We start from the raw sequence: 16,388 nt of genomic DNA on the forward strand, positions 1-16,388 counted from the left end.
CGGGAAAGGGGTCGCGTGCCCAGGCCCGCCAGACCCACTCGTATCAGGGGTATGACCGGAGACTTCGTCGCATTGACGCAACTCTTGCCAGCTCGGGTGTGCGACCGGAGGAACCCGTGGGCTGCGCAAGACCTATTCGGAAGCCATTCGTGACGCTGTTCGCGCGGCGATCGGTGCGGCTATTCCGGCAGCGCCGCCGGATTCTGCGCCAGCAGGCCGCCGTCCACGCGGTGCTCGGCCCCCGTGATGAACGACGAGCGCGGCCCCGCCAGGAACGCCACCAGCTCCGCCACCTCCTCCGGCCGGCCCACGCGGCCCAGCGGGTGGGCGCGGCCCCACTGCGCCACCTGCTCCTCCTGCGACAGCTCGCCCCGCCACAGGTCCGCCGCCCAGCGCAGCATGGGGGTGTCCACCGAGCCGGGGCAGACCACGTTCACCCTGATGCCGTCGGCCGCGTGGTCGAGCGCCATGGCCCTGGTCAGGCCGTTGAGCGCGGCCTTGCTCGCCGTGTACGCCGCCACCTGCGCCTGCGAGGAGAACGCCTGCACCGACGACATGATCACGATCGAGCCGCCGCCGCGCTCGCGCATCCGGGGGACGGCGGCCTTGCACGCGAGGTAGACGCCCTTGAGGTTGATGTCCAGCACCTCGTCCCAGACGTCCTCCGGGGTGTCCTCGACGGTGCCGTAGCGCTGCACGCCCGCGCAGGTCACCACGATGTCGAGCCCGCCGTACCTGGTCACGGCCAGGTCCACCAGGTCGCGCATCTCGCCGGCCCGGCGCACGTCGGCGATCCTGCCGGTGACGTGCTCGCTGTCCAGCTCCGCGTCCTTGTCGACCCCGCAGAAGACCACGGACGCCCCGCCGTCGGCCAGCCGGTCCACCACCGCCCGCCCGATCCCCATCGAACCGCCCGTGACCAGCGCCACCTTGCCGCCGAACTCGTTCATGCCAGCACCTCCGCGCGCAACCTCAGCACCTTCGTCTCCTGCGGGTCCAGGGCCAGCGCCGTGCCGTTGGCCACGGCGGCGGCCAGGCCGTCGGTCGGCATGCTGGAGAACGGCTCCAGCCCGACCGTGTAGGCCCGCCCCCACCACGGGTAGCCCGTGGACGCGCCGAGCTCCTGCCACATCCACAGGTACGGCAGCAGCGCCGCCTCCCACTCCACCCGCATACCGATATCCCCCGAAATTTCGTACCAACCCTCGTCGAAGCCTGTCAGGTACACGATGTCGCTCGGCCCGCCCGGCCCCGGCACCACGCTCAGGTCCGTCTCGCCGCCGCCGTCGGCCGGCACGACCGGCCACTCCCACGGCCCGCCGGCCCGGACCCTGCGCCCGGCCGCCGGGTTGATCGCGCTCTCGTGCGGGATCACGCGCACACCCTCCGGCAGCCGGATCCGGGCCCCCGGGCGCAGGAACGGCAGGCCGTACACGATGTGCTGCCCCCACATGGCATGCAGCGGCAGGTCCGACTCGTTGGTGGCCCGCCCCTCGATCTCCAGCGCCGCCGTGCCCGACCGCAGCCGGAAGACCTTCTCCACCCGGTACGGCAGCCGCCGCGTCCGCACGCTCAGCCGTACCGCGACCTCCTCGGGGGAGTCGGCCACGACCGCGCACTCCCACGGCAGCCCGGACACCTCGCCGTGCTGCGCCAGCCGCGCGCCGCGGTACTCGCTCGGCGCGCCGCCGTTGGGGAAGACCTCCTGCCAGCCGCCCTCGTAGTGGTCGACGAACTGGGCGACGTCGTCGGCCGCGCCCCGGAGGTGGTCGTGCGGGTCGCGCAGACCCTGCGGCGAGAGCCAGACGAAGTCCGTGTCCGTGGGCTTGTGCAGGAACTCCACCACGTCGCCGCCCTTGCCGGGCAGGACGGTCACGCGCAGCCGCTCGTTCTCCAGCGTGACCGCCCGCAGCCCGGCGATGGTGCCGAGCCGCAGGCGCGCCGCCCAGTTGCGTCTCACCCGAACGTCACATCCAGGAACCGGGGCCGGTAGATGGAGACGTCGCGGTAGTGGTCGGTGTTGACGAAGCTGTTGACGTTGTACGACACCACGAGCCCGCCGCCGGCGATCTCGGGATGGGCGTGGGCGTTGTAGGTGAAGATGTTCCCGCCGGTCTCGGGCGTGGTGTAGACGTGCTGCCTGCCGGTGAACGGGCCGAAGGGGGAGCACGCGGAGTAGGCCACGATGTTCGCGCTCAGCGCCTCGGTCGTGTCATGCGTGATCAGCACGTATCCGGAGCCGACGCGGCTGACGCTGTACTCGTTCGCCACCCCGCTCATCACGCGCGCCGAGTCGGCCTCGCTCGCCGACCAGGTGCCGTCGGCCTTGAGGTACTCCCAGGCGCCGAGCAGGCTCTGCCCCTTGACCCGGGCGATGTGCATGTACTTGGGCGAGCCGAGGTCCTCCACCCCGTAGACGTAGGTGTAACCCCCGTCCTTGAGGGTCCCGGAGGCCCAGGAGACGCCGTGCCCCGACGGCAGGTCGTGCACGCTGATCGGCTGCTGGAGCCGCCCGGGGGCGAACCTGGCCAGCACGTTCCGGTGCCAGCGCCAGTCCCACGCCCCGGGGCCGTAGCGCTCGTACTCCTGGTAGGTGACCTCCACGATCCCGCCGGCCAGCGTCGCGTCACCGGCCCAGTACCAGTGGTTCTTGTCGCGCGGCGGCATGACGGCCTCCGGCTTCGCGGCCGTGCCGTCATGGATGGTGGACAGCCGGCCGTCCCGCTCGACGGCGAAGGAGTTGTTGAGGAAGACCGTCGTACCGCCCTCCTCGACCACCGGGGGCCGCGAGCCGTCGGGGTCGACCCGGCCGAGGAAGGTGTCGGAGAACACCCACAGCTCCCGCCCGCTCGGCAGCCTGAGCGAGTAGGTCCCGTCGGCGCCGGTCCAGTCGTTCAGGCTGCTGTTGTCGTTGCCGTGGGTGGTGAACAGGCTGGTCAGCCGGGCGTTCGTGGTGGCCCCTGTGACCGTGGGCGCGCAGGGGGAGGCGGCCGTGGCGGCCTGCTTCCCCTGCACGGTCGGTACGGGTTTGGGCGGGGCGGCCCAGGCTTGCTGCGGTACGGCCGTGAGGCCGAGCAACGCGATGGCGAGGGGTGCGAGGGCAGTGCGGAATCGCGTCATCACTTGTCCTAGGGGAGGGGGTTCCCTACAGTTCTAGTCATTAGATCACTTACTGTCTAGGGCCTGTGTGAGCGAGCGGAAATCCGGGTGACCGCGTGGCGGGCGGCGGCTACCCTGCCAGGATGGGCCACGTTGAAGTAGGACATTTGACATACGTGCTGCCCGATGGGCGGCCCCTGCTCAACGACGTGTCCTTCAGGATCGGCGAAGGCGTCAAGGCGGCGCTCGTCGGGCCCAACGGCGCGGGCAAGACCACTCTCATGCGCCTGATCGCCGGCGACGCGCAGCCGGTGGAGGGCAGCGTGACCAGCTCCGGCGGGCTGGGCGTGATGCGGCAGTTCATCGGCAGCGTGCGCGACGGGAGCAGCGTGCGCGACCTGCTGCTGAGCGTCGCGCCACCCGCCGTGCGGCAGGCGGCCGACCGGCTCGACGCGGCCGAGCTGGCCATGATGGAGCGCGACGACGAGAAGACGCAGATGCGCTACGCGCAGGCCATCAGCGACTACACCGACGCCGGCGGCTACGACATCGAGGTGCTCTGGGACACCTGTACGGTGGCCGCGCTCGGCGTGCCCTTCGACCGGGTGAAATATCGGGACGTGTCGACGCTGTCGGGCGGGGAGCAGAAGCGCCTGGTCCTGGAGGCGCTGCTGCGCGGGCCCGACCAGACGCTGCTGCTGGACGAGCCCGACAACTACCTCGACGTCCCCGGCAAGGAGTGGCTGGAGCAGCAGCTCAAGGAGACGCCCAAGACCGTGCTGCTGGTCAGCCACGACCGCCAGCTCCTGGCGAACGCGGTCGGCCGCATCATCACCGTCGAGTCCGGAAATATCTGGATTCATGGCGGCGGCTTCACCACGTACGCCGCGGCCCGCAAGGCCCGCAACGAGCGCCTCGACGAGCTGCGCAGGCGCTGGGACGAGGAGCACGCCAAGCTCAAGGCCCTGGTCAACATGCTCAAGAACAAGGCGCGCTACAACGACGGCATGGCCGCCGCCTACCACGCGGCCCAGACGCGGCTGCGCAAGTTCGAGGAGGCCGGGCCGCCGGAGGTGGCGCCGAGCGACCAGAACATCAAGATGCGCCTGCGCGGCGGCCGCACCGGCAAGCGCGCGGTCATCTGCGAGGGGCTGGAGCTCTCGGGTCTCATGCGGCCGTTCGACCTGGAGGTGTGGTACTCCGAGCGCGTCGCGGTGCTCGGCTCCAACGGCTCGGGCAAGTCCCACTTCCTGCGCCTGCTGGCTGGGGAGCAGATCGCCCACGAGGGGGCGGCCAGGCTGGGCGCCCGCGTGGTGCCGGGCCACTTCGCCCAGACCCACGCCCGGCCCGACCTGCTCGGCCGCACCCCGGTCGAGATCGTCATGGCCGAGCACGCCAAGCTGAAGAACGAGGCCATGAAGGCCCTGGCCCGCTACGAGCTGGCCGGGCTGATCGCCGAGCAGCGCTTCGACACGCTGTCCGGCGGGCAGCAGGCGCGCCTGCAGATCCTGCTGCTCGAACTGTCCGGGGCCACGTTGCTGCTGCTCGACGAGCCGACCGACAACCTCGACCTGGCCAGCGCGGAGGCGCTGCAGGCGGGCCTGGACGCGTTCGACGGCACGGTCCTGGCGGTCACCCACGACCGCTGGTTCGCCGCCGACTTCGATCGCTACCTGGTCTTCGGCTCCGACGGCAACGTCTACGAATCCTCCGAACCGGTCTGGGACGAGGCCAGAGTGGTCCGCCAGCGTTAAAGACTTGGTACGGCTGGCGCGTGTCCACTGCCAGCCGTACCCATGCTCGGGTTATCACGGCAAAGTGATCCCGCGTAGCCGAACCGTCAGCCTCCTCGCACTCGGGGCGTTCTGCCTCTCCGGGTGCGCGAGTGAGGAACAGCCCGTACAACAGCTCAAGCCGCTCGCTCTCAAGGAGCAGGTCTCGAATATCGTGAAGTCCGCCGACGGGTACGCCGTCAACTGGGCCGGCGTGCTCAGCAACGCCAACCCGTGGCATTTTGGCGAGCACGTGGTGGCCACGATCGTCGGGCACGACGCCAAGGGCGCCGAGGTGCTCAAGATGGACCAGCCGCTCGACGCCGTGCCGCCGGGCGGGTCGCTGGCCTTCACCGGCCAGGCCAGCGCCACGCAGAAGCCGGCCAAGGTGACGATCCAGTACCGCCCCGCGCAGTGGCGGCCGGCGGCGCGGATCGCCTCGGCCTTCCAGCGGTTCCCGATCTCGCGTGTTCAGACTATGCGCCAGAAAGATGGCTCATACCTTATTACGGGATATGTCGGAAATCCTTATAAAATCTCGGCGACCACGCTCGTCGTGAACGCGTTGCTGCGCGACAAGTCGGGCAAACTGCTCGGTGGCGGCAGCACGTTCGTGGACGAGGTGGAGGCCGGCAGCCCGCCGCGCTTCATTCTCACCGTGACCGGCCTGCCGAAGGGCACCGAGGTGGCCAAGACCGAGATCGCCGCCAGGACCTGGGGATCCACCGGCCGCCCGTACGAGGACCTGGCCCTTTCCGGGGCCGTGCCCATGCACACGGTCAAGCCGACGAGCGAGCCGTTCGTGGTGGACCGGAGCACACAGGTAGTTTCCGAGCACAAGCAGTAAATCGCTTTTATAGCGCGATAGCCCGAATTATCAGCACGGAATTCGGGCGTCCTGCCCGACAAGCGATGCCATCGGCGTGGAACCGGTAGAACTACTAGTTACCGATCCATTACCTTCGGTTACATGAATGACCGCGTCCTGGTCGAAGCACTCCGCGCCCGTGATCCAGGAGCACTGACCGCGCTCTATGACGCGTACGCGGAGAGCGTCTACCGCTACTGCTGGTCCCTGCTCCTGAGCGCCGACAGCGCCCAGGTGGCGCTCCGCGACACGCTGATCGCCGCCGAGGCGCACGCCGGTGCCCTGGCCGACCCCGACCGGCTGGCCGCCTGGCTCTACGCGCTGGCCCGCGTCGAGTGCCTGCGCCGCAGGGCCGCCGCGCCGCCCGGCGCGGCGGAGGCGCTGGCCGAGGCGCCCCCACTGGATGATCCGGCCGACGCCGACCTGCGCGTCATGGCGTGGAACGCCGTGCAGAGCCTGCCCCTGGCCGAACGGGAGGCGCTGGAGCTCGTCCACCGGCACGAGCTGCCCGCCGCCGAGCTGTCCCAGGTGCTCGGCCTGCCGCCGCGCCAGGTGGAGTTGCTCCTGGCGGAGGCCCGCGAGCGCCTGCGCGACGCGATCACCGCCGAGATCCTGGCCAGGAAGGGCCCGTACGACTGCCCGCGGCGCGCTCGCATCCTGGCCGGGTTCTCCGGCGAGCTGACCCAGGAGATGCGCGAGCACCTCGTCAGGCACCTTCCGCGCTGCGAGGTCTGCGCGCCGCACCGCGCGCGCGAGATCTCGGCGGCGAAGGTCTACGAGCTGCTGCCCGGGGCCGTCCTGCCCGACTCGCTGCGCATCAGGGTGATGAGCTGCTTCGTCGATCCCGAGCTGCTGCCCTACCGCCGCTATGTCGCCAGGCGCAGCGGTGTGCTGGGCGCCGCCGGGTTTCCCGTTTCCGCGGGCAGGCAGGGCCGGAAGTGGCCTCAGGCGCTGGCGGGCGCGCTGGCGGCGGTCGCGGCCGTGGTGGCGATAGCGGTGATCTTCGATCAGATCGGGAGGGAGAACGGTGGGGTGACAGGTGTCGCGACGGCCGCGTTCCCGGCGACGGGCGAGCCGCCCGGGATCCGATTGCCCTGGCGGGCCGATCCCCAGGACGCGCCGCTGACCGTGGTGCCCATCCTCGACAGCACCTCGACGCAGCCCCTCGGGGTGACCGGGTCGCCGACGCCAGGGCCGCCGGCCGCGGTGCCGTCGTACGTCCAGTCCTCGCCCACCAGCGGCCCGCCCCCGTCGTCGCCTCCGGGCGAGCCCGACCCAGGCTCCGATCCCGGGCCCGAGCCGAGCCGGCCGCCGGAGGAGCCCCCGACGAAGGCCCCGCCGACCGACGCGCCCGAGGAGCCGCAACCGTCCGGCCCCGGCACGCGGACGCCCTGCCCGACCCCGACGCCCACCCCCACCCCGACTCCCACCCAGACCCCGACCCCGACCGCCACGCCGACGGAGACGGCCACCCCCACGCCCACCGAGGAGCCGTCGGTCACCCCGTCGGAGACGACGAGCTGACGTGAGGAGTCTTTACGTTACGTGAGTGAATGGCCGGGAACTGTGTGCATAGAGTAACCATCCGTGGTCAGGGGGACCTATGCGCGCATTTCGGGCCGGGCTCCTCGCGGGCTGCCTGCTGGTCGCCCTGTGCCCGCCCGTCGAGGCCGAGCCCGGCCCCTCCTCGCGCGACGTCAAGAAGGCCCGGCAGGCCGTCCGCGACCGGTCCCAGGACCTCAGCCGGACGACCGCCGAGCTGGTCACCGCGCAGTCTCGGCTGGACGAGCTGGCCGCCCAGGTGGAGCGGCTGGTCGAGGCGTACAACGGGGAGGTCGTCCGGCTCCGGCAGGCCGAGCAGGCGTACGCGCAGGCCAGGGCGCGCCTGACGGCGGCCGACGCCGAGGTGGAGCTGGCCCGTCGGGACGTGGCCCTGCTGGCGGCGGAGAGCTACGGCGGGCTGGGGCTGATGAAGCCGGTCGTGGGCATGCTCCTCGACCAGGGCGGCACGGACGGGTTCCTGCACCGGGCGGGAGTGCTCGGCCACCTCAGAGGTGAGCGGTCCGCGATCCTGGGCCGGATGCGCGACGCCCAGGAGGTCGCGGCGATCCTGCGGGCCCAGGCCGAGGGCGCGTACGCGGCTCGGCAGGCGGCCGCCGAGCGCGCCCGGCAGGCCAAGATCGCCGCCGAGACCGCGGTGGCCGCGCAGCGGCGCGACACCAAGGAGCTCACGGCGCGCAAGGAGAGCCTGCAGCGCCAGGTGGACGCCGCCCGCAGCCGCGCGGAGCTGCTGGCCAGGCGGCGCGCGGCGGCCCTGGCCGGGCTGGTGGCCGGCGGGTCGACCATGGGCGACGCGGCCGCGAACTGGGCGCTCACCCAGCTCGGCAAGCCGTACGTGTGGGCGGCCGACGGCCCGGAGACCTACGACTGCTCGGGCCTGTCGATGCGGGCATGGGAGAAGGCGGGCGTGCGGCTGGACCACTGGACCGGCACGCAATGGACCTCCGGCCCGCACGTGCCGCTGGACCAGCTGCGCCGCGGCGACCTGCTCTTCTTCGCCCACACCGGCGACCCATCGACCATCCACCACGTCGGGATCTACGTCGGGCGCGACCAGATGGTGCACGCTCCGCAGACCGGCGACGTGGTGCGGGTCGCCTCGATCTGGCGCGGGGACCTGGTGGGCGCCACCAGGCCCCGCTGAGGGGGCTCTAGTGGTGCCCCTCCTCCTTGGCCCGCCGGAACGAGCGCTCGATCTCGGCCTCGGCCTCGATGCGGCCGACCCAGTTGGCGCCCTCGACGGACTTGCCGGGCTCGAGGTCCTTGTAGACCTCGAAGAAGTGCTGGATCTCCAGGCGGTCGAACTCCGACACGTGATGGATGTCCTGGATGTGATGCATCCGGGGGTCGGTGGACGGCACGCAGAGCACCTTGTCGTCACCGCCCTTCTCGTCGGTCATGCGGAACATCCCCACCGCCCGGCACGTGATGTAGCAGCCGGGGAACGTCGGCTCCTGCAGCAGCACCAGCGCGTCCAGCGGGTCGCCGTCCTCACCGAGGGTGTGCTCGATGAAGCCGTAGTCGGCGGGGTACTGCGTGGAGGTGAACAGGAGCCGGTCCAGCCTGATCTTCCCGGTCTCGTGGTCCACTTCGTACTTGTTCCGTTGCCCCTTGGGAATCTCAACGACAACGTCGAACTCCACCGCGGTTCCTCCGCTCAGGCCCCCGGGCACCCCCGGCTGGGCGTTAATGTCTCGTAAGCGAACACAGGAGAGAGGGCAGGCGACGTGGCGCGGCGCGACCGGTGGGTGATGCTGACCACTCTCGCCGTGCTCCAGGCCCTGACGATCGTCACCGGCGTTTACGCGATGACCACCGAGTTCAGCCTTGGCGCGCTGACGAGCGGGTCTTCACCGACCAAGCCGACGGCGTCACCGGCGGAAGGCACTCCCCCCGTCCCCGTGGTCACCTCCGGGCCTGTGCTGGCCCAGCTGTCGGCGAGGTCAGGAGACGGACCTCTCCCGACTAAGGGTACTTTGACGCGGCAGCTCACCAGCGCCCTGGGTGACAAAGCGCTCGGCGGCCGGGTGGGTGCGGTCGTCATCGACACGGTGACCGGCGAGCAGCTCTTCGCCGCCAACCCCGACATGGCGGTCACCCCGGCCTCCACCACCAAGATCGTCACCTGCGCCGCCGCCCTGGCCTCCCTCGGCCCCGACACCCGCCTGTCCACCAGGGCCGTCCAGGGCCCCAAGCCGGGCACCGTCGTCCTCGTCGGCGGCGGCGACCCCCTCCTCGCCGGCCCCTCGGCCAAGCCGACCTACCCGAAGCAGGCCGGCCTGGCGACGCTCGCCGCCCGTACCGCCGCCACCCTCAAGTCCCAGGGCATCCGCAAGGTCACCCTGTCGTACGACACCACCCTGTTCACCGGCACCCCGAAGGCCCCCGGCTGGAAGCCCAACTACATCCCCGACGGCGAGGTGGCCCCCGTCTACGCCCTCACCATGGACGAGGGCCGCCAGGACCCCCGCTTCCGCAGCCCGCGCGTGCCCAACCCGCCCCAATACGCCGCCGCCGCCTTCGCCAAGCTCCTCACCAAGCAGGGCATCTCGGTCGCGAAGTCCGTACGCCCGGCCAAGGCCCCGGCCAACGCCCCCGAACTGGGCAAGGTGGACTCGGCCCCCCTCTACTCCCTCGTCGAGCACACCCTCACCCGCAGCGACAACGACCTCGCCGAGGCCCTGATGCGGCACGTCGCGCTCAAGGAGGGCCAGCCGGCGTCCTTCGCGGGCGGCGCCAAGGCCGTGGTCGCCGTGCTCCAGCGCCTCGGCGTGGCCCAGAACGTCTCCCTCGACGACGGCAGCGGCCTGTCCATCCGCAACCGCATCAGCCCGAACGCCCTGGCCAAGGCCCTCGCCCTGGCCGGCGCCGCGAGCCACCCCGACCTGCACGCCATCGCCTCCGGCATGCCGATCGCGGGTTTCACCGGCACGCTGGGCAACGGCCGCCGGTTCACGGGGAAGGACAGCAAGGGGCAGGTGGGCCTCGTACGCGCCAAGACCGGCACGCTCAACAACATCAACACGCTGGCGGGGATGGCGACGACCAAGGACGGGCGGCTGGTCACGTTCGCGTTCATGGCCGACCAGGTGCCGGTGAACGCCGAGCCCGTGCTCGACCGGCTGGCGGCGACCGTCGCACGTTCGTGACGGCGGTCCTTCGCAGCGTCGAGGAGAACCACGTACGGTGGACGTTATGCAGGTGATCGACTGGGATCTGGCCGTCACGACCGGCACGCGCCTGGTGCGCCCCGGTCCTCAGGTGAGCCGGGAGGAGGCCAGGCAGGCCGTCACCGAGCTCCGCACCCTGTCACGCGAGGCCGAGGGCCACGTGCGCGAGTTCACCAAGATCCACACAGAGACCGCGCCGCAGCCCGCGACCATCGTGGACCGGCCCGGCTGGATCAAGGCGAACGTCGAGGGCTTCCGCGTGGTGCTCGAACCGCTGACGCAGCGCATGAGCAACGGCTCCAACGCGCCGCCGGCCATCGTCACGGCCGTCGGCTCCCGCATCACGGGCGTCGAGGTCGGGGCCGTGCTGGCCTTCCTCGCCTCGCGCGTCCTCGGACAGTACGAGCTGTTCCTCCCGCCCGACCCCACGGGCCAGGAGGCCGCCGGCCGCCTGACGCTCGTCGCCCCCAACATCGTCCACGCCGAGCGTGAGATGAACGTCAACCCGCACGACTTCCGCCTGTGGGTCTGCCTCCACGAGGAGACGCACCGGGTGCAGTTCACCGGGGTGACCTGGCTGCGCGAATACGTGCGCTCGCAGATGACCGAGTTCCTGCTCGCCTCCGACCTCGACCTGCCCACACTCCTCGAACGCCTCCGCAACGCCGCCGACACGGTGGCCGACGTGGTGCGCGGCGGGGAGGGCAACCTGATCGACGCCATCCAGTCGCCCGGCCAGAAGGAGATCCTCGACCGCCTGACCGCCGTGATGACCCTCGTGGAAGGCCACGGAGACTACGTCATGGACGCGGTGGGGCCCTCAGTGGTGCCCTCGGTGGCCGACATCCGCGCCAAGTTCGCCCAGCGCCGCGAGGGCGGCTCCCGCCTGGACCGCACGGTGCGGCGGCTGCTGGGGATCGAGGTCAAGATGAAGCAGTACGCGGAGGGCTCGGCCTTCGTCCGCAAGGTGGTCGGCCAGGTGGGGATGGACGGCTTCAACAAGGTCTGGACGTCCCCGGAGACCCTCCCGACGACCCAGGAGATCGCCGACCCCGACGCCTGGATCAGCCGCGTGATCGGCACCCCGGCCCTCCCGGCCTGACCCGTCCACCCATCGCCCGCCGACCCCTCCGCCTGACCCGCCTGACCCGCCTGACCGCTCGCCGCGCAGGCCGCGCGCGTACGCCGCGTCGGAGGGTCGGCGCGGTGGAGCTGGGCGCCCGTTCATGGTCCCCACCCGGGCGTCTTCGGCGGGCCGGGCCGCGTAAGCCGCCCCGCACCGGCGGGTGGCGGTGCGGCGGCGCCCGGCGCCCGTTCACGGTGCCCGCGCGGGGCGTATCGGCGGGTCGGGCGCGCGTGCGCAGCGCCGCGGCGGTCGGCGCCCCTTCACCGTGACCGGCCGTCCAGGGCGGGTGGGTGGCGCGGTGGTGGGTGGGGAGCCGGGACAATGGCAGCCGTGGGCCCACAACCAGCCGTAGCCGACGTCCGCCGGGCAGTGCGTGAGGCGCTGGCCGACGTACGGCAAGGCGCGCTGATCCTCGCCGCGTGCAGCGGCGGAGCCGACTCCCTGGCCCTGGCCGCCGCCCTCGCGTTCGTCGCGCCCCGCATGCACCTGCGCGCCGGCCTGCTCACCGTCGACCATCAGCTCCAGCCCGGCTCCGCCGAGCGCGCCAGGACGGTGGCGGACCTGGCCCGCGACCGGCTGGGCCTGACCCCGGCCGAGGTGCTCACCGTGACGGTGGGCACGGCGGGCGGCCCGGAGGCGGCGGCCAGGGAGGCCCGGTACGCGGCCCTGGCGGAGGCCGCCGACCGCCTGGGAGCGGAGGTCGTGCTGCTCGGCCACACCAGGGACGACCAGGCCGAGACGGTCCTCCTGGGCCTGGCCAGGGGCAGCGGGCCCCGTTCGCTGTCCGGCATGGCCGCCACGGCCGGCCGTTACCGCCGCCCCCTGCTCCACCTCCCCAGATCCACCACCGTCGCCGCCTGCCGGGCCCTGGGTCTCGACCCCTGGGACGACCCGCACAACGAGGACCCCCGCTACACGAGGGTCCGCGTCCGCCGGAAGGTGCTGCCCGTGCTGGAGGCGGAGCTCGGTCCGGGGGTGGCCGAGGCGCTCGCCAGGACTGCCGGGATGGCGCGCGAGGACGCGGACGCGCTCGATCAATGGGCCGAGACGGCGTACCAGAATTGCGCTCTTAGCGATATCGGCGTGTCGATAAAGCTCGCGGTGGCGGAGTTGGAGAAGCTGCCCGATGCCGTCAGGCGAAGGGTGTTGCGGAAGGCGGCACTCGCCGCGGGCGCCCCGTCCGGAGCCCTGTCCGCCACCCATGTGCTCGCCGTGGACCGGCTGATCACGCGGTGGCGCGGGCAGAAGGCCGTGGACCTACCCGGGGGTCTGGCCGCCGCACGGCGGTATGGCACCCTGATATTCGCCATCAGTCCCATCCCGTAAGGAACCACAGGTGGACGCTGCCGACATGGGCAATGACCTGGAAAAGGTCCTCATTCCCGAGGACGAGCTCCAGGCGAAGATCAAAGAGCTTGCCGGGCGGATCGACGAGGATTACGCGGGTCAGGACATCCTGCTCGTGGGCGTGTTGAAGGGCGCCGTCATGGTGATGGCCGACCTGGCCAGAGCGTTGCACGTCCCGGTGCAGATGGACTGGATGGCGGTGTCGTCGTACGGTGCGGGCACCAAGTCCTCCGGCGTCGTGCGCGTGCTGAAAGACCTCGACACCGACATCTTGAACCGTCATGTGCTGATCGTCGAGGACATCATCGACTCCGGCCTGACCCTGCACTGGCTGCTGGAAAACCTGAAGTCGCGCAATCCGGCCTCGTTGGAGATCTGCGCCGCGCTGCGCAAACCCGATGCCGTGAAGGTGCCGATCGACGTCAAATATGTGGGCTTCGACATTCCCAACGAGTTCGTCATCGGTTATGGGCTCGACTACGCCGAGAGATACCGGAACCTGCCGTTCATCGGAACTCTGGCACCACACGTTTATAAGTAGCACTCTCCGCCATGGCCGGGAACATCGCGCAACGTGACGTACGTTGATAGGGCAAGGCCGGTGTAGCGGCGGGTCCCTCCGTGCGCTCTGCCGGTGTACCTTCAGACTCCGGAAGGGTGACCGTGCGTCCCCTTCGGGTAGTCAGAAGTCGCGGTGTCGGATGCCGCGGCCCCGGGCATGCCCGGGGTTCCAGGCCATGGTCAGGAAGGGACGGGCCCGCAAGGGGTTCCGCATCGGATGGATCTCAAGCGATTTACACGTGGGCCACTGCTGTGGATCCTGGGCATCGTCGTGCTGCTCCTGCTCGTCACCCAGCTCTGGAGTGGCGGCGGTAGTTTCAAGCAGGCGGACACGTCCACGGTTCTTCAGCAGATTCGCGCCGGAAACGTCAGCAACGCCAAGATCGTCGACAAGGACCAGCGCATCGAGCTGACGTTGAACAGCCCGATCGTGGTCAAGCAGGGCGACACCCCGACCAAACTCATCCAGTCCTACTGGGTCACCGGTTATGGCGCCAAGCTGACCGACGAGCTGGAAGCTCAGGTCGCCGCGAAGAAGACCAAGAGCTTCACCACCGACGTGCCGCAGGAAAACTTCCTCGTCAGCATCCTGGTGAGCTTCCTGCCGATCGTCATCATCGTGCTGATCTTCCTGTTCGTCATGAACCAGATGCAGGGCGGCGGCTCGCGGGTGATGAACTTCGGGAAGTCGAAGGCCAAACTCATCACCAAGGACACCCCCAAGACCACGTTCGCCGACGTCGCGGGTGCCGACGAGGCCATCGAGGAGCTCCAGGAGATCAAGGAGTTCCTGCAGGCCCCGGCCAAGTTCCAGGCGATCGGCGCCAAGATCCCCAAGGGCGTGCTCCTGTACGGCCCGCCCGGCACCGGTAAGACGCTGCTGGCCCGCGCCGTCGCCGGCGAGGCCGGTGTGCCGTTCTACTCCATCTCCGGCTCCGACTTCGTCGAGATGTTCGTCGGTGTCGGTGCCTCGCGTGTTCGCGACCTGTTCGAGCAGGCGAAGGCCAACGCCCCGGCGATCATCTTCATCGACGAGATCGACGCCGTCGGCCGCCACCGCGGCGCCGGCCTGGGCGGCGGTCACGACGAGCGCGAGCAGACGCTCAACCAGCTGCTCGTCGAGATGGACGGCTTCGACGTCAAGGGTGGCGTGATCCTCATCGCCGCCACCAACCGGCCCGACATCCTCGACCCGGCGCTGCTGCGTCCCGGCCGGTTCGACCGGCAGGTCACCGTCGACCGCCCCGACCTCGAGGGCCGCAAGGGCATCCTCAAGGTCCACGGCCGCGGCAAGCCGTTCGCGCCCGACGTCGACCTCGACGTCATCGCGCGCCGCACCCCCGGGTTCACCGGCGCCGACCTGGCCAACGTGATCAACGAGGCGGCCCTGCTCACCGCGCGGGCCGACCAGAAGCTGATCTCGATGGACGTCCTCGAGGAGTCGATCGACCGTGTCATGGCAGGGCCCGAGCGCAAGACGCGGGTCATGTCCGACAAGGAAAAGAAGATGATCGCCTACCACGAGGGCGGTCACGCGCTGGTGGCGCACGCGCTGCCCAACTCCGACCCGGTGCACAAGATCACGATCCTGTCCCGCGGCCGCGCGCTCGGCTACACGATGACGCTGCCGATGGAGGACAAGTTCCTGGCCACCCGGTCGGAGATGATGGACCAGCTCGCGATGCTGCTCGGCGGCCGCGCGGCGGAGGAGCTCGTCTTCCACGAGCCCACCACCGGCGCCTCCAACGACATCGAGAAGGCCACCGCCGTCGCCCGCCGGATGGTCACCGAATACGGCATGAGCGAGCAGCTCGGCGCCCGCAAGTTCGGCACCGGCCAGGCCGAGGTCTTCCTGGGCCGCGAGATGGGCCACGAGCGCGACTACTCCGAGAAGATCGCCTCCACGATCGACGAGGAGGTCCGCCGGATGATCGAGACGGCGCACGACCAGGCGTGGGACATCCTGGTCGAATACCGCGACGTGCTCGACAACCTGGTGCTGCAGCTCATGGAGAAGGAGACCCTCTCCCGCGACATGGTGCTGCAGATCTTCGCGCCGGTGGTGGTGAAGGAGCACCGTCCGTCCTACGCGGGCTACGGCAAGCGGCTCCCGTCCGACCGCCCGCCGATCCTGACCCCGAAGGAGCAGTCGGCCAACGGCTCGCTCACCACGGGGCACCAGGACGCCCTGCCGTCAGGGGACAGTGCGTGACGCAGGACCACGTCGACCTGGGGCGGATCGAGAAGGCCGTTCGCGAGATCCTCTACGCCATCGGCGAGGATCCCGATCGCGACGGCCTGCTCGAGACTCCGTCCCGGGTCGCCCGCGCCATGGCCGAGCAGTATTCGGGGCTCGGCCAGACGCCCGAAGAGGTGCTCAACAAGGTCTTCGACGTCGACCACGACGAGATGGTGCTCGTCCGTGACATCGAGGTCTACTCGACCTGCGAGCACCACCTCGTCCCGTTCCACGGGCTGGCCCACGTGGGCTACATCCCCAACGAGAAGGGCCAGGTCACGGGCCTGTCGAAGCTGGCTCGCCTGGTCGACGTGTTCGCCCGCCGGCCCCAGGTCCAGGAGCGCATGACCTCCCAGATCGCCGACTCGCTGATGCGGGTGCTGGAGCCGCGCGGGGTCATCGTGGTGGTCGAGGCCGAGCACCTGTGCATGACGATGCGTGGCGTGCGCAAGCCGGGCGCCAAGACCGTCACCTCGGCCGTCCGCGGCAGCTTCCGCACCAGTGACAGCACCCGATCCGAGGCCATGGCGCTCATCCTGGGCCGCTGAAGACCGAACGGGGTACCCACGATGTCACCAGGTGTGGGGAAGCGCCTAGGCTTGGCCCATGACTAGCGTGCCCATCAGCGTGCCGGGAGGTGCGGAGC

Annotated in this window: 14 protein-coding genes; 10 read left to right on the forward strand and 4 right to left on the reverse strand. The window is 70.5% G+C overall.

The window, feature by feature from the left end:
- Positions 1-179: 179 nt before the first annotated feature.
- Genes ACBJ59_RS14365 through ACBJ59_RS14375 form a run of 3 tightly spaced genes read right to left on the reverse strand, consistent with a single transcriptional unit; the run spans position 180 to position 3,120 of the window.
- Positions 180-950: an SDR family NAD(P)-dependent oxidoreductase gene (locus ACBJ59_RS14365; protein ID WP_375110655.1), complete on the reverse strand. Its 771-nt coding sequence runs from the start codon at positions 948-950 to the stop codon at positions 180-182.
- Positions 947-1,960, reverse strand: a complete 1,014-nt coding sequence (locus ACBJ59_RS14370) for a DUF4432 family protein (RefSeq protein WP_375110657.1) — start codon at positions 1,958-1,960, stop codon at positions 947-949. Before ACBJ59_RS14370 ends, ACBJ59_RS14365 begins: the two co-directional genes overlap by 4 nt.
- Positions 1,957-3,120, reverse strand: coding sequence for a DUF4185 domain-containing protein (locus tag ACBJ59_RS14375; protein ID WP_375110659.1), 1,164 nt, complete (start codon positions 3,118-3,120; stop codon positions 1,957-1,959). The genes ACBJ59_RS14370 and ACBJ59_RS14375 overlap by 4 nt, the downstream gene beginning before the upstream one ends.
- Positions 3,121-3,242: 122 nt before the next feature.
- On the opposite strand from ACBJ59_RS14375, the gene ACBJ59_RS14380 reads away from it, so the two are divergent.
- The 4 genes from ACBJ59_RS14380 to ACBJ59_RS14395 all read left to right on the forward strand — a co-directional run bounded on the left by ACBJ59_RS14380 (position 3,243) and on the right by ACBJ59_RS14395 (position 8,443).
- Positions 3,243-4,853, forward strand: a complete 1,611-nt coding sequence (locus ACBJ59_RS14380) for an ABC-F family ATP-binding cassette domain-containing protein (protein WP_375110660.1) — start codon at positions 3,243-3,245, stop codon at positions 4,851-4,853.
- 64 nt (positions 4,854-4,917) lie between these two features.
- Positions 4,918-5,718 (forward strand): hypothetical protein, encoded by an 801-nt coding sequence (locus ACBJ59_RS14385; RefSeq protein WP_375110662.1) that lies wholly within the window; start codon positions 4,918-4,920, stop codon positions 5,716-5,718.
- A gap of 123 nt (positions 5,719-5,841) precedes the next feature.
- A complete protein-coding gene (locus ACBJ59_RS14390; RefSeq protein WP_375110663.1) occupies positions 5,842-7,263 on the forward strand; it encodes an RNA polymerase sigma factor in 1,422 nt (473 codons plus the stop codon).
- 79 nt (positions 7,264-7,342) lie between these two features.
- Positions 7,343-8,443, forward strand: coding sequence for an NlpC/P60 family protein (locus ACBJ59_RS14395; RefSeq protein ID WP_375110664.1), 1,101 nt, complete (start codon positions 7,343-7,345; stop codon positions 8,441-8,443).
- Positions 8,444-8,450: 7 nt separating this feature from the next.
- On the opposite strand, the gene ACBJ59_RS14400 is transcribed toward ACBJ59_RS14395, so the two are convergent.
- Complete coding sequence (locus ACBJ59_RS14400; protein WP_106243463.1) at positions 8,451-8,942, reverse strand: inorganic diphosphatase; 492 nt, start codon at positions 8,940-8,942, stop codon at positions 8,451-8,453.
- Between the two features lie 84 nt (positions 8,943-9,026).
- Here ACBJ59_RS14400 and dacB point away from each other — a divergent pair, with 84 nt between their 5' ends.
- The 6 genes from dacB (at position 9,027) to folE (ending at position 16,290) form a co-directional block, all read left to right on the forward strand.
- Entirely contained in the window at positions 9,027-10,448 is a 1,422-nt protein-coding gene (dacB, locus tag ACBJ59_RS14405) for a D-alanyl-D-alanine carboxypeptidase/D-alanyl-D-alanine-endopeptidase (protein WP_375110665.1), read from the forward strand.
- 46 nt (positions 10,449-10,494) lie between these two features.
- Positions 10,495-11,571 carry a zinc-dependent metalloprotease gene (locus ACBJ59_RS14410; RefSeq protein ID WP_375110942.1) on the forward strand — a complete coding sequence of 359 codons (1,077 nt, stop codon included), beginning with the start codon at positions 10,495-10,497 and terminating at the stop codon, positions 11,569-11,571.
- A gap of 345 nt (positions 11,572-11,916) precedes the next feature.
- The gene (gene tilS, locus ACBJ59_RS14415; RefSeq protein ID WP_375110666.1) at positions 11,917-12,921 is read left to right on the forward strand and encodes a tRNA lysidine(34) synthetase TilS; all 1,005 of its coding nucleotides are present in this window, start codon (positions 11,917-11,919) and stop codon (positions 12,919-12,921) included.
- 10 nt (positions 12,922-12,931) lie between these two features.
- Entirely contained in the window at positions 12,932-13,483 is a 552-nt protein-coding gene (gene hpt / locus ACBJ59_RS14420) for a hypoxanthine phosphoribosyltransferase (protein ID WP_375110667.1), read from the forward strand.
- A gap of 237 nt (positions 13,484-13,720) precedes the next feature.
- On the forward strand, positions 13,721-15,715 hold the full coding sequence (gene ftsH, locus ACBJ59_RS14425; protein WP_364115782.1) for an ATP-dependent zinc metalloprotease FtsH: 1,995 nt from the start codon (positions 13,721-13,723) through the stop codon (positions 15,713-15,715).
- Positions 15,712-16,290 (forward strand): GTP cyclohydrolase I FolE, encoded by a 579-nt coding sequence (folE, locus tag ACBJ59_RS14430; protein ID WP_364115779.1) that lies wholly within the window; start codon positions 15,712-15,714, stop codon positions 16,288-16,290. The genes ftsH and folE overlap by 4 nt, the downstream gene beginning before the upstream one ends.
- Positions 16,291-16,388: the final 98 nt, after the last annotated feature.

This window comes from Nonomuraea sp. MTCD27 (genome assembly GCF_041950495.1).
Lineage (GTDB): Bacteria > Actinomycetota > Actinomycetes > Streptosporangiales > Streptosporangiaceae > Nonomuraea.